Source organism: Thalassospira sp. A40-3 (genome assembly GCF_015871485.1).
Classification (GTDB): Bacteria; Pseudomonadota; Alphaproteobacteria; order Rhodospirillales; family Thalassospiraceae; genus Thalassospira; species Thalassospira tepidiphila.
The window spans coordinates 1329737-1344019 of the sequence record NZ_CP065428.1 but is presented as its reverse complement, the minus strand read 5'-3'; the positions used below and the strand labels follow the sequence as shown (position 1 = coordinate 1344019).

Sequence of the window (14283 nt, the reverse complement as noted above, 5' to 3'; positions counted from 1 at the left end):
TCAAAGCATTTCAGGAGCCTGCGGCATTTGCGACCTCTGCGCTGGCGGAATACCGGCTATGAGTTATACCGATTAGCTCTTTGCGGTCTTGCTGATGCCTGCTACCTTTTCGGCCCATGACAGATCCCAATTTAGATGCCCTTTTTGCCCCGCTTGAACCGGACCATGGCGCCGACACCGAAATGGTGCTCGATCGCATGGCGCCGCACAATTTTGAAGCGGAGGCTGCCCTTCTTGGCGCGATCCTCAATAACAACGCCGCCTACGAGCGCGTGTCTGATATTCTGCGCCCGGAACATTTCGCTGATGGGCGTCACGGCCGCATCTTTGAGGCTTGCGGCAAGCTGATCGAACGTGGCCAACTGGCCAACCCGGTCACGCTCAAAGCCTATTTCAAGCAGGATGAACATCTTGCCGAAATCGGTGGTGCGCAATATCTGGCCGAACTGTCAAACAACCTCGTTTCGGTGATCAATGCCAGCGACTATGGCAAGCTGGTCTATGACCTGTATCTGCGGCGCGAACTGATCGAGCTTGGCGAGGAAGTCGTCAACGAAGCCTATCAGTACGAACTTGATACCGACGCCACCAACCAGATCGAAAGAGCCGAACAGAAACTGTTCTCGCTGGCAACAGCCGGTTCTGCGGAATCGGGCTTTGTCGCGTTTGGCCCGGCCCTTGCCAAGGCCTATGAGAATATCGATCACGCCTATAAAAACGCCGGGCGCGTTGTCGGTGTGACCACGGGCTTGCGCGATATCGACCGCAAACTGGGTGGTTTGCACCCGTCTGACTTGCTGATCCTTGCCGGTCGTCCGTCGATGGGTAAAACAGCCCTTGCGATGAACATCGCGTTTAACGCTGCCATCGCATCGCATCAGAACCGCGCAGCGGGCGAAGACACCCGCGATGAAACCCGAACCGGGGCGATTGCCGTATTCTCGCTTGAGATGGCGGCAGAACAGCTTGCCGGGCGCCTTTTGTCGCAGGCGGCCGAGGTTTCGGGCGATAACATGCGCCGTGGTGATCTGAACGAACAGGATTTCGAACGTCTGTTGCTGGCCACCCAGGAACTCAATACCGTTCCGCTTTATATCGATGATACGCCGGCCCTTCCGGTATCGACACTTCGCACACGTTGCCGCCGTCTAAAGCGTCAGCACGGCCTTGCGATGATCGTCGTCGATTACCTGCAGCTTCTGGCACCGCCGACCAACTTCCGCGGCGATGGCCGCGTGCAGGAAGTCTCGGAAATTACCCGTATGCTCAAGGCGATTGCCAAGGAGCTCGAAGTTCCGGTACTGGCCCTGTCGCAGCTTTCACGTGCGGTCGAACAGCGCGAAGACAAACGTCCGCAGCTTTCCGACCTTCGTGAATCCGGCTCGATCGAGCAGGACGCCGACGTCGTGATGTTCATTTATCGCGAACAATACTATCTCGAACGTGCCGAACCGGCCCAACGCCCGGAAGAAGCCACCGACAAGTTCGGGGAACGTTACTCGCAGTGGCAGGAACGTCTGAACCACGTTTACAACACTGCCGAAGTTATCGTTGCCAAGCAGCGTCACGGCCCGGTGGGCAACGTGCGCCTGTTCTTTGACGGGAACTACACCAAGTTTGGTGATCTTGATCACACAGAAGAAGAATATGAATAGAGGATAGGGCAACCACCCATCCACCAACGGATTCCACGGGGTATTACGAATGACCGTTCTTCCCGCCGTCGGCCGTGCTGCCGAGTGCGCGGAACTGCAAATCAATCTGAAAGCAGTTGCCGACAACTACAAAACCCTGACCAAACGTTATACCGGGCGCACCTGTGCGGCTGTGGTAAAGGCGAATGCCTATGGTCTTGGCGCCGAAACCATTGTCCCGGTCCTGAAAAAGCAGGGATGCCGGCTGTTCTTTGTGGCACAAGCCAACGAAGCCGCCGAGCTGTTCCCGGTGTTGCGTGGTGGTGGTCGCATTGCGGTTCTGAACGGTGTCCTGCCCGGTGACGAGGAATTCTTCATTGAAAATGACGTCATCCCGGTTCTGAACGATCTGGAACAGATCGAACGCTGGTCAAACCTGTGCCGCGAATATGAACGTCCGGCCCCGGCCTTTATCCATCTTGATACCGGCATGAGCCGTCTTGGCCTGACGCCACTTGATGTCAGCAACCTGGTCGACCGCTATTCATCCCTGCTCTACGGGTTTGAAAAGGCCGGTTACATGACCCATCCGGTTGCGGCTGATGAGGCCGGAAACCCGGTCACCAAGGAACAGTACGACCTGTTCATGAAATGGTATCGTCGTCTGCCGCCGGCCCCGCGCGGGTTCTGTAACTCGTCGGCGATTTTCCGCAACGATGACTACCATCTGGAATTCTGCCGTCCGGGCATCGCCCTTTGGGGCGGAAACCCGACGCCGGAAACCACCAACCCGATGCGTTCTGTCGTGGACCTTAAGGTCAAAGTCCTTCAGGTGCGCGAAATCGATGAACCTCAGAGGGTTGGTTATGGCGGCACATGGCAGGCAAAACGCAAATCGAAAATCGCCACCCTTGCAGTCGGGTATGCTGATGGCTGGCTGCGTTCATTGTCCAATTCCGGCAAGCTGATCATCAAGGGGCACGAAGTTCCCTATGTCGGGCGCGTTTCAATGGATGCGATTACGGTTGATATCACCGACCTTCCGGGCAAAACGCTTAAGGCCGGGGATATGGTGTCGCTTCTTGATGACAAGATGACGGTTGACGACGTTGCATCTGCTGCTGGTACAATCGGTTATGAAATTCTAACTTCTCTTGGACATCGCTACCGGCGGGTTTATACAGAGAGCTAAATCATAATAGCCAGCCAGACAATTCCGGCAGGTCGATAACAGGGGACTTCGAAGTACAGATGCCGATCTTTGCGCCGGTTGGCCATATGTTTCTGACCTTTTTGGCCCTTGTCGGTCGCGTCACGGTATTTGCGGGTCGCACCATCGGCCACATGGTCACACCGCCGATCTATTTCCGCCTGATTTTCAAACAGATGCGTGAAATCGGCTATTTCTCGTTGCCGGTTGTCGCCATGACCACCCTGTTTGCCGGGATGGTTCTGGCGCTGCAATCCTATTCCGGGTTTTCGCGTTTTTCGGCCGAAAGTGCGGTTGCGACCGTGGTTGTCATTTCCATGACCCGCGAATTGGGCCCGGTTTTGGCGGGCCTCATGGTCGCGGGCCGTGTTGGTGCGGCGATTGCCGCAGAAATCGGCACCATGCGTGTCACCGAACAGATCGACGCGCTGGTGACCCTGTCGACCAATCCGTTCAAATATCTGGTTGTGCCGCGTGTGATTGCCGGTTTGATCACCCTGCCCGTTCTGGTTCTGATCGGCGATATCATCGGGGTTATGGGCGGTTATCTGGTGGGCGTGAACAAGCTTGGCTTCAATGACGGCTCCTATATCCGCAACACGTTCCAGTATCTCGAACAGCTTGATGTCGTTTCGGGCCTGGTGAAGGCCGCGGTGTTTGGCTTTATCATCACGCTGATGGGGTGCTATCACGGGTATCATTCCCGGGGTGGTGCGCAGGGTGTTGGTCAGGCAACGACCAATGCGGTTGTTTCAAGCTCCATCCTGATCCTGATTTCGAACTATATCGTCACCGAACTGTTCTTCACGCGATAAGGGCCAGTTGACAGGATCATGAGCAACACAGCCAAGATATCGCTTCGCAACGTTCACAAGGGCTTTGGCCCGAAAAAGGTACTCCAGGGTGTCGACCTTGATGTCGCCAAGGGTGAATCGGTTGCCATCATTGGCGGATCGGGCACCGGCAAATCGGTTACGCTGAAATGCGTTCTGGGCCTCCTTACCCCGGATCAGGGATCGATCAAGGTGGACGGGGTCGAAATGACCACCGCATCACAGGCCGAACGCGATGCCATGCTGGCAAAGACCGGCATGCTGTTTCAGGGGGCTGCCCTTTTTGACTCGCTCACCGTTTGGGAAAATGTCGCCTTTGGCCTGATAGAAGGTCAGGGCATGAAACCCGCCAAGGCCCGCGATCTTGCCATTGCCCGGCTTGAGGATGTCGGTCTGTCGGCTGATATCGCCAAAATGTCCCCGGCATCCCTTTCGGGCGGTATGCAAAAACGTGTCGGCCTCGCGCGTGCCATCGCGACGGAGCCGGAAATCCTGTTCTTTGACGAACCGACCACCGGCATTGACCCGATCATGGGCGATGTCATCAATGATCTGATTGTCAAATGCACCCGCGAACTCGGGGCCAGTGCGATGACCATCACCCATGATATGGCCAGTGCCCGCAAGATCGCTGATCGGGTTGCCATGCTTTATCAGGGCAAGATCATCTGGGATGGGCCGGTTGCCGATATCGACACGTCCGATAACCCCTATTTGCAACAATTCGTTGCCGGTGATATCGAAGGTCCGCTTGAACTTGATCTCAAGCATCTCTGAGCGTTACCTGACCGACATACGCCCTTACTGACACTTCTTTGATCTGCGGAGCATTCTGTGGCCAAAACCCAAAGCCGTTTCATCTGCCAGAACTGCGGTGCCGAATACCGCAAATGGACCGGGCGTTGCGACGCATGCGGTGAATGGAACAGTATTGAGGAAGAGCGCGTTGAAAGCGGCCCCAAGGCCACTGGCGGCATTGCCGGGGGTACCAAGGGCAAGACCATCGAATTCGTCGCCCTTGAAGGCGAAAGCGCCAGCCCGAAACGCATCATAAGCGGCATCACCGAACTTGATCGTGCGTGCGGCGGCGGGCTTGTACCGGGTTCGGCCCTGTTGGTCGGCGGGGATCCGGGGATTGGTAAATCAACCATCCTTTTGCAAGCTGTCGGGGCCATGGCCGCCAAACATAAATGCGCCTATATCTCGGGCGAGGAAGCGGTTGATCAGGTCCGCATGCGCGCCGCCCGTCTGGGCCTTGAAAAGTCCAAGGTCGATTTTGCCGCCGCCACCAGTCTGCGCGACATCATCACCACCCTTGAAGCCAGCAGCCACGATGTGGTGGTGATTGACTCGATCCAGACCATGTATGCCGACACCCTTGATAGTGCGCCGGGCACGGTTTCACAGGTCCGCGCCTGTGCGCTGGAACTGATCCGCCTTGCCAAGCGCAAGGGATTTGCTGTGCTGCTTGTCGGTCACGTCACCAAGGAAGGCCAGATCGCCGGTCCGCGTGTGCTGGAACATATGGTCGATACGGTTCTGTATTTCGAAGGCGAACGTGGTCATCAGTTCCGCATCCTGCGCGCAGTCAAAAACCGTTTCGGCGCGACCGATGAAATCGGTGTGTTTGAAATGGGTGATGCGGGCCTTGTCGAAGTCCCCAACCCGTCCGCACTGTTTCTGGCAGATCGCGATTCCCCGGTCAGTGGCACGGCGGTCTTTGCCGGGCTTGAGGGCACACGCCCGATGCTGGTCGAAATTCAGGCGCTTGTCGCGCAGTCGGCCCTTGCCACCCCGCGTCGTGCGGTCGTTGGCTGGGACTCTGCGCGCATGAACATGATTTTGGCCGTCCTGGATGCTCGTTGTGGCCTACCGCTCAGCCAGTTTGATGTTTACCTTAACGTCGCCGGTGGTTTGCGGGTGGGTGAACCCGCCGCCGACATGGCGGTTGCGGCGGCACTGATTTCAGCGGTCGCCGATGCGCCGGTTCCGGGCGAGACGGTGATTGTCGGGGAAATCGGCCTTTCGGGGGAAGTCCGCCCGGTCGGACAACTCGAATCGCGGCTCAAAGAAGCCACCAAACTTGGCTTTGGCAATGCCTATACCCCCAAGAATGGCACCCAGGGCAAGAAGAAGATGTCGATCAAGGGCCTCAATCAGACCGAAATCGGCCATCTTCAGGATTTGGTAAACCTCTTCGGCGACGATGTCCGCGACAAGGTGCGTCCGCGTGAAGGCATGTATTAAGCGCCTTTACCGCGACCTCGCCCGCCACCCGGACTGACGAATAAGGTTTACGCATAAATGGATTTCTCCGCCCTTCCCGATCTTGGCGCACGTGATGTGTTTGATCTGATTGTTGTCGGCATTTTGCTGATATCGGGGATCTTTGCCTTTTTCCGCGGTTTTATCCACGAAACCCTGTCGATGATGGGCTGGGTCGGCGCCGGGCTTGTCGCGCTTTATGGCTATCCGGTTGCGCGGCCTTATGTGCGGGATTTGATCCCGTCCGAACTGATTGCCGATCTGGCAACCGGGGTTGGCCTGTTTCTGATTTCGTTTTTGATTTTCTCGTTCATCAGCGGGCGCATTGGCCGGGCGGTTCAGAATTCCGGCCTCGATAGTCTCGACAGCACGCTTGGCTTTGTATTCGGCCTCTTGCGCGGGGCCCTGATCGTCTGTATCGGCTTCCTGGCGCTGTCCTGGTTGCTGCCAGCAGATTCGCAGCCCGACTGGGTCCGTGATGCCCGTACCCGCCCGGTTCTGGAAGAAGGTGCCTTCCTCATTATGCGCATGGCACCTGACGAAATTTTCGATACCACGGCGCAAGAGCTTGAGCGCGCTCAGCGTGAGGCCGATGCGAACGAAAAAACCTATCGCCAACTTCTTGGTCCGGAACCAAAAGGGACTGGACCCGCGCCCCTAAACGGGTATACAAGGCCCTCGCGCGATGATTTGGATCGCCTGATTGAGGCGACCACTAACGAGTGAGGCGTGTGGGTTTCGTACTAATAACGAACTCCGTGCGCCACCGGCGAGAGAGCGGAACCCACTCATGCTGACCACCAATCCATTTGATGACGACAAGCTACGTGAAGAATGTGGCGTCTTTGGCGTTTTTGGCTCCCCCGATGCAACGGCATTAACGGCCCTTGGCCTGCATGCGCTGCAGCATCGCGGACAGGAAGCCGCAGGCATTGTGTCCTATGACGGCGAAGATTTTCCGGCACACCGGGCATCCGGCCAGGTTGGTGATATCTTCGGCTCCGAAGATGTCATCAAAAGCCTGCCCGGCCACCGTGCGGTCGGCCATGTCCGCTACTCGACAGCGGGTGGCAAGGGCCTTCGCAACGTGCAGCCGCTTTTTGCCGACTTTGAATTCGGTGGTCTGGCGATTGCCCATAACGGCAACCTAACCAACTCGCTTGCGGTGCGTGAACGCCTTGTGAAACGCGGCTCGATCTTCCAGTCGACCTCGGATACCGAGACCTTCATTCACCTGATCGCGACCAGCCTGTATGAAAAGATCGTCGATCGCCTGATCGATGCGGTCCGTCAGGTTGAAGGCGCTTATTCGCTGGTCGTCATGACCCAGAAGAAACTGATCGGTGTGCGGGACCCGCTGGGTGTCCGTCCGCTGGTTCTGGGCAAGCTCAATGACGCCTATATCCTGTCATCGGAAACGGTTGGCCTTGATATCGTTGGCGCGGAATTTATCCGCGACGTCGAACCGGGTGAAATCGTTGAAATTACCGATGATGGCCTGCGCTCCATCAAGCCGTTCAAGCCGCAAAAATCGCGCTTCTGCATTTTCGAGCATGTCTATTTCGCCCGCCCCGACAGCATCGTCGAAGGCACAAGCGTCTACGACGTGCGCAAGCATATCGGTCGTGAACTGGCTCGTGAATCTGCTGTGGATGCCGACGTTGTCGTGCCGATCCCGGATTCCGGCGTGCCGTCCGCCCTTGGTTATGCCGAGGAAAGCGGTATTCCGTTCGAACTGGGGATCATCCGCAACCACTATGTCGGGCGTACCTTTATCGAGCCGACCGATCAGATCCGCCACCTTGGCGTGAAGCTGAAACATAACGCCAACCCGGGCAAGCTTAAGGGCAAGCGCGTTATTCTGGTTGATGACTCGATCGTGCGTGGTACCACCTCGACCAAGATTGTTGATCTGGTCCGTCAGGCCGGTGCGGCCGAAGTCCATATGCGCATCACCAGCCCCCCGACCATGAACCCGTGCTTCTATGGCGTTGATACCCCGTCGAAAGATAAACTGATGGCGGCCAATCATGACATCGAAAGCATGGCAAAGATTATCGGTGTCGACAGCCTGGCCTTCGTCACCATTGATGGCCTGTATCGTGCCACCGGCCTTGAAGGCCGTGACAACGACAACCCGGCCTTCTGTGATGCGTGCTTCACCGGCGATTACCCGATCAAGCTCACCGATCACAATGCCGAAAACAAGGACCGCAAGCTCAGCCAGTTGGTTGAAAGGCAGTCTGCATGACCGATACCAAGCGGCTTGAAGGTCGCGTTGCCCTGATCACCGGGGCTTCGCACGGGATCGGATGTGCGATTGCCAAACGCTTTGCTGCCGAAGGCGCGCATGTGATTGCGATTGGTCGTAATGTCGGCGCACTTGAAGAACTCAGTGACGAAGTGACCGATGCCGGTGGCAAGATTACCTTGCTGCCGCTTGACCTGACCATGTTCGACAAGATCGACATGCTGGGTCCGACGATCTATGAGCGGTTTGGTAAGCTCGATATCGTGGTTGGCAATGCCGGCCTTCTGGGCGAAATCGCCCCGGTGGGTCACATTGATGCGCAGGTGTTCCAGAACACCTATGCCACCAACGTCACGGCAAACTTCCACCTGATCCGCACGACAGATAAGCTTCTGCAGCTGTCTGAGGCCGGCCGGGCAATCTTCGTGACATCGAACGCATCGGCCAAGGGTCGTGCCTTCTGGGGCCTTTATGCGTCGACCAAGGCAGCGCTGGAAAGCCTGGTTCTGTCCTATGCGCAGGAACTCGAACAGACCAAGGTCAAGGTCAATCTGGTCAATCCGGGCCGCATCCGCACCAAAATGCGTGCAGAAGCCTATCCGGGCGAAGATCCGCAAACGCTTCCGACACCCGAAAGCATCACCGACGTGTTTGTCGATCTGGCAGACACCAGCTGCACCACGCACGGCGAAGTGGTTGACGCTTAGTGATTGCGACCGAAAAACCAAAAAATCAAAGGGCCCCAAGCGGGCCCTTTTCCGTATGCGTCAAATGAACACCGGCATCACGCATAAAATTCAGATCAAACCATTGCCATACTTGGTGTTTGCCCGATAGCATGCAGGAATTATCCCGCCACCGGCATCGGAGCACGGCATTACATGAATTCGTTCACCCCTTCCCGCTTTATTGCCGCACTTGGCGTCACGGTGAGTTTGGCGACCTTTGCCACTACAACAATCGCAAAAGACGCCACAGCTGCTGAAAACAGCAGCCCCGTGATGCCACAAATGGATGCCGAACGCGGCAAGACCCTTTTTGCGGAGCGTGGATGCGTAATTTGTCATTCGGTCAACAATGTCGGCAGCGATGTCGCCACCAGCCTTGATGCGTCAAACATGAATATCGCGCGCGAACCGTTCGAGTTCTTTGCCCGCATGTGGCGCGGCGCACCGCAGATGCTGGCCCTGCAGCAAGCTGACCTCGGCTATCAGATTGATTTTTCCGGCCAGGACATCGCCGACATTTTCGCCTTTGTCCAAAGCCGCGAAATTCAGGAGGGCTTCACCGAACAGGACCTTCCCGACCATATCAAGGAAATCATTGATAACGGTCCGTCTGCCGCGTTCGAATAAGGCCTTGCGCAGCAACCCGGCACGAAAAAGCCGCCCTCGTTTCCGACGGGCGGCTTTGTTGTGTTTGGCAACAAGTCGAAACTAGCGTTTCTTTTTCTTGTTGGCATAAGGGTTGTCACTGCTGCGCAGGTAAATACGGATCGGAACGCCCGGCATGTCGAAATCTTCGCGCAGACCATTGATCAGATAGCGCGTATAGCTTTCGGGCAGTTCGGCTGCCTTGGAGCAGTTGATAAAGAAGCTTGGCGGACGCGATTTCGCCTGGGTCATATAACGCAGGCGAATACGACGCCCGGAAATGACCGGCGGTAAATGGCGTTCGGTGGTTGCTTCAAGCCAGCGGTTCAACTGCGAGGTCGGGATGCGGCGGCTCCAGATATCGTGGATATCAAGAACAGTCGGCATCAGGCGGTCCGTGCCACGACCGGTCAGGGCCGAGAAGGTCAGAACCGGAATACCCTTGGCCTGGGCAAAGGACGTATCAAGCTTGTCACGCAGTTCCTGCATGACGCCCTTTTTGTCGATGATCGCATCCCACTTGTTGACCGCAATGATCAGTGCACGGCCTTCTTCAAGCACCATACGCGCAATCGTCAGGTCCTGCTTATCAAGCGTGTTGGTCGCATCAAGCATCAGGACCACAACCTGCGCATAGCGGATCACGCGCAGCGTATCGGCAACCGACAGCTTTTCAACGCGGTCATCGATCTTCTTCTTGCGGCGCATACCGGCGGTATCGACCAGACGGATCGGGCGGCCTTCATAGGACCAGTCGACCGCGATCGAGTCACGGGTGAGCCCGGCCTGCGGCCCGGTCATGACGCGCTCTTCGCCAAGCAACTGGTTCAGAAGGGTTGATTTACCGGCATTCGGACGGCCGACAATCGCCAACTGGATTTTCGAATTGTCACGTGCGCCTTCGACAATCAGTTCGCCATCTTCGTCTTCGTCGTCCTCGCTGAATTCAATCTCGTAGGACGGGAAGACTTCACCTTCGTCATCGGCAAAACCGTCTTCATCGTCGAAATCTTCATCTGCAAGGCTGTCCGCACGGGCCCCATTCAACGCTTCTTGTGCGGCTTCGCGCGCATGCTGTCTGGCGACGCGTTCGCGGTCTTTCCATTCTTTCCAGTGCGGCTCAAGCATGTCATAGAGCAACTCGATCCCAAGGCCATGCTCGGCCGAGATCGGCGCGACATCGCCTAGGCCAAGCCCATAGGCCTCATAAAGCCCCGGATCCTGATCACGGCCTTCGTGCTTGTTGGCAATGACATAGACCGGCTTCTCGCGTTTGCGCAGCCAATCGGCAAAATGGTTATCAAGCGGCGTCAAACCGGCACGGGCGTCAATCAGGAACAGCGCAACATCGCATTCCTCAAACGCCTTTTCACTTTGCTGGCGCATCATGCCTTCAACGGAATTATCAAACGCTTCTTCCAGACCGGCGGTATCGATAATGTCAAAAGACATATCGCCCAGGCGTGCCTTGCCATAACGGCGGTCACGGGTCACACCGGGCTGATCGTCCACAAGCGCCAGCTTTTTGCCGACCAGACGGTTAAACAGGGTCGACTTCCCAACATTGGGGCGACCGATAATGGCAACTTTCAGCGACATCTGATTTTCAGACTCTCGTAATAAAAGGCGTTATGCGCCGTGGGCACATTGACCCACGGCGCATCGCAAATCCTGCAAGGCAAATCGCCTTGCCTAAAACTGTATCCTGATCAGCGATATGCGATTAGATCGGCATCCGCAGTCAGGAAATAAAGGCTGTCACCGGCAACAGATGGCGGCAGGGTAATTGGCCCGGAAACTTCGTCCTCACCAAGAATGTCACCGCTATAAGGGGAAACAGTCATTACTTCGCCCTGCTCGTTACCAACGATCAACCTGTCACCGGCCAGTACCGGCCCTGTCCAGACAATCGGGCCTTCCTGATCCTCGGGATCGGTAAAACGGGGCAGAACGGTCACCCATTTAACCTGTCCAGTGCGTCGACGCAAGGCAATCAAGTCATTTGTATTGGTTAGCAGGTATACATATTCGCCGGCCACCCACGGTGACTGGATGCCACCGGCTTCAAGTTCCCAGACACGAACCCCGGTGCGAAGGTCAATCGCGGTCGTCAAACCGGAGTTGCTTGTCGCAATCACCAGATCATTATCAATCACCGGCAGCCCGCGAATATCGGCAATCGCCGACACCGCATCGGTACGGCCGGCCGCCGCCAGCGCATCCGACCAGATCACCTGACCGTTTTCAACGCGAAGGGCATAAAGCTCGCCCGTCGAATAGGCCGAAATGACAACACCCTGATCCACCGCCGGGCTGGCACCACCGATAAAGGACGCGCCTTCGGACGCACCACGATGGTTCCAAAGCGTTTCACCGGTGCGCGCATTCAGTGCGACGGTCTGGTTATCGATGGTAATGGCAAACACACGGCCACCGCGCACAGTCGGCGCAGAACGCATAGGTGCTGTGACCTGTTGACGCCAAAGGATCGTGGCGCTTGGCGCATCAATGGCAATGATTTCGGCAAAGCCCGTGGTGGCATAGATGACACCGGCCTCATAGGCCAGACCACCGCCCAAAAGGGTGCTGTCTTCTTCGTCCTCAGGTGCTAGTTCAAGCGACCAGATGCGCTTGCCCGAAGATGCGGCAAAGGCACGGACTTCGGCGCTGGCATCGATGGTAAAGATCACACCGCGCGCGACAATCGCCTGATTAAGCAGAAGGTTGTCATCCATCGACCCTTCGCCGATATCAATCGACCAGTCCTGTTCGAGGACTTCGTTATCAAGCGCAACGTGATGGAGTGCGTGGCTCGGATAGCCGCCATTTTGCGGCCAGTCGACCATTGGTTCCGGTTCAGGCAAGATCACGCGTTGGTCGGTCAGTTCAATGTCGGGCTGAACCGTGCTTTGCAGGGCAAGGACCGAAATACGCTCGCCGGGAAGCGGCGGATCTTCTGCCTCGCCAAGCCAGCTTGAACACCCTGCCAAAAGGCCCGTCAGGCCCATTACGCAAAGAAGTGACTTAATACCGCGTGTGGTCAAAACCGTATCCCCTGAAAAAACTCACGTCATATGGATCGCGGCTTGCGATCCACTGATGCCCGAAGAACCTCAGGCACCAACAGCCTTGAGAATTTCACTTGCCCGTGCGCGCATTCCGGCCGGCGCACTGTTATCATCAGCAATCTCGGTCAGAAGCGGTTTGGCGGCTTCGACCTCACCACCCGCGATATGCAGAAGTGCAATCATTTCACGTGCGGAGTAGTACCACGCATTCTCGGGCACTGCGATCGGCTCAAGACGCGCGATCAGGTCCTGTGCGTTTTCGGCACTGGCACTGTTCATTGCGATCTGAACCACCGCAAGATCGCGATAAACCTGATCAATGTCGGAATTTCCGGCGATCGCTTCGAGTTCGCTGATTGCAGACGGCGTTGCATCCGCGCGAAGGTAAACGGCTGCCTTCTGGAAGTGACCAAGCGCGACAAAATCGGCATTGCCATCAGCGATGATCGCATCAAGGGCGGCCAATGCAGCGTCTTCGTCGGTTGCGCTGTCCTGTGCCAGTTCGACGGCATTGGCAAGACGGGTTCCGTTTTCGATGCTTGTGCTGGTTTCATAGGTTTTCCAGCCTTCACGACCGGCAACACCCAGCACGATGGCCGCTGCAACGCCGATCACGTATTTCCCGTATTTGCGCCACAGCTCTTCGCTGCGTTCACGCTTAAGGTCTTCTTCGACTTCCTGGAAAATATCAACCACGAAAACGGCTCCAATCCGGTCACAATAAAGCGGGCAACCTGCCCGCTTATCTGAAAAATTTCTGGCAAGGATTTAACGCGCCAGCGGGTACAGGGTCAAGTCTGCTCGACACCATTCCGGTTATTCCGACGATTATTTTGCCCCGCCCTCGGATTAAGCGGGATCGCAATAACCGTTTCATGGCTGATATCAGCGCCATGTGGCCCAATTCGGGCACAGCAAACCCAACGGGAAAGAATTGCCTGCCAGATACACATTTTCCCCGCGACATCGCCGGTTTTAAACGGCTTTGAAATGTTTGAACGCCACCATCAACGCACCCGGATGCTTTTTGACGGTGATACAGAGGGCTGAAAACGCCCAAGATCAGTGCCACATGTCGTTTTACCGGGGGCAAAAACACAGTTCGGCACAGGGCTTGCTTTGGTAAATGCCAAGGGAACAGATTTGAACTTGTCATCGGTCATATTTGCCCGGTGAGCGGACGGAGACCACAATGAAACGTCGCGAGACTGCACACACCAAGCCCGCAAAACGGCGCCTTATCCGACAGCGTATCCTTGCCGGGCTGTTTGCAGCCTTGATGGGGTCCACTGTGTCGGGCTGTGGAACAACGATGTCCGATGTTGTCGGCACCAGCCTGTTTACCGGCGGCGAATGGTATATTGCCTTTGACGTGGTCAGCATCATCAATTCCGACAAGACGCTGATTGACCATGCGGTTTCGCTATCGACCGGTCAGGATTGCTCGACCATCCGCAAGATTGACGGCAAGTCCTATTGCAAAAAGGAACCGGTGCCTGAACCGCCGCTTTATTGCTATCGCTCGCTTGCGGCGGTCAGTTGCTATCGCACACCGGATCCCTATAACACCGGATCGCAAACCGTTGATTGGCCGCCAACCCGTTCACGCAGCCTCTAAAACCTGCTCTGTTTTTCATCCATTGAAACTT

13 protein-coding genes are annotated in these 14283 nt (G+C 56.4%); 10 read left to right on the top strand and 3 right to left on the bottom strand.

Annotated elements, in window-relative coordinates; translation table 11 throughout:
* Positions 1-116: 116 nt before the first annotated feature.
* The 9 genes from IT893_RS06015 (at position 117) to IT893_RS05975 (ending at position 9548) form a co-directional block, all read left to right on the top strand.
* Positions 117-1655 carry a replicative DNA helicase gene (locus IT893_RS06015; RefSeq protein WP_008890540.1) on the top strand — a complete coding sequence of 513 codons (1539 nt, stop codon included), beginning with the start codon at positions 117-119 and terminating at the stop codon, positions 1653-1655.
* Positions 1656-1704: 49 nt separating this feature from the next.
* Positions 1705-2826, top strand: coding sequence for an alanine racemase (gene alr / locus IT893_RS06010; protein WP_197147178.1), 1122 nt, complete (start codon positions 1705-1707; stop codon positions 2824-2826).
* A 59-nt stretch (positions 2827-2885) separates the two neighbouring features.
* Complete coding sequence (locus IT893_RS06005) at positions 2886-3659, top strand: ABC transporter permease (protein WP_008890538.1); 774 nt, start codon at positions 2886-2888, stop codon at positions 3657-3659.
* A gap of 18 nt (positions 3660-3677) precedes the next feature.
* Positions 3678-4454, top strand: a complete 777-nt coding sequence (locus IT893_RS06000; RefSeq protein WP_197147177.1) for an ABC transporter ATP-binding protein — start codon at positions 3678-3680, stop codon at positions 4452-4454.
* A gap of 57 nt (positions 4455-4511) precedes the next feature.
* The gene (radA, locus tag IT893_RS05995) at positions 4512-5924 is read left to right on the top strand and encodes a DNA repair protein RadA (protein WP_197147176.1); all 1413 of its coding nucleotides are present in this window, start codon (positions 4512-4514) and stop codon (positions 5922-5924) included.
* Positions 5925-5981: 57 nt separating this feature from the next.
* Positions 5982-6668, top strand: coding sequence for a CvpA family protein (locus IT893_RS05990; RefSeq protein ID WP_008890535.1), 687 nt, complete (start codon positions 5982-5984; stop codon positions 6666-6668).
* A gap of 64 nt (positions 6669-6732) precedes the next feature.
* A complete protein-coding gene (gene purF, locus IT893_RS05985; RefSeq protein WP_063088372.1) occupies positions 6733-8193 on the top strand; it encodes an amidophosphoribosyltransferase in 1461 nt (486 codons plus the stop codon).
* The gene (locus IT893_RS05980) at positions 8190-8900 is read left to right on the top strand and encodes an SDR family NAD(P)-dependent oxidoreductase (protein ID WP_197147175.1); all 711 of its coding nucleotides are present in this window, start codon (positions 8190-8192) and stop codon (positions 8898-8900) included. The genes purF and IT893_RS05980 overlap by 4 nt, the downstream gene beginning before the upstream one ends.
* 174 nt (positions 8901-9074) lie before the next feature.
* Positions 9075-9548: a c-type cytochrome gene (locus IT893_RS05975; protein WP_252724091.1), complete on the top strand. Its 474-nt coding sequence runs from the start codon at positions 9075-9077 to the stop codon at positions 9546-9548.
* A gap of 81 nt (positions 9549-9629) precedes the next feature.
* Here the strand turns inward: IT893_RS05975 and der are convergent, their stop codons facing one another.
* The 3 genes from der to IT893_RS05960 all read right to left on the bottom strand — a co-directional run bounded on the left by der (position 9630) and on the right by IT893_RS05960 (position 13330).
* Positions 9630-11165: a ribosome biogenesis GTPase Der gene (gene der, locus IT893_RS05970; RefSeq protein WP_197147174.1), complete on the bottom strand. Its 1536-nt coding sequence runs from the start codon at positions 11163-11165 to the stop codon at positions 9630-9632.
* Positions 11166-11275: 110 nt separating this feature from the next.
* Positions 11276-12610, bottom strand: coding sequence for a PQQ-like beta-propeller repeat protein (locus tag IT893_RS05965; RefSeq protein ID WP_252724090.1), 1335 nt, complete (start codon positions 12608-12610; stop codon positions 11276-11278).
* Positions 12611-12679: 69 nt separating this feature from the next.
* Entirely contained in the window at positions 12680-13330 is a 651-nt protein-coding gene (locus IT893_RS05960) for a tetratricopeptide repeat protein (RefSeq protein WP_120226194.1), read from the bottom strand.
* 496 nt (positions 13331-13826) lie between these two features.
* Here IT893_RS05960 and IT893_RS05955 point away from each other — a divergent pair, with 496 nt between their 5' ends.
* A complete protein-coding gene (locus IT893_RS05955; RefSeq protein ID WP_008890527.1) occupies positions 13827-14252 on the top strand; it encodes a hypothetical protein in 426 nt (141 codons plus the stop codon).
* The last annotated feature ends 31 nt before the right edge of the window (positions 14253-14283 follow it).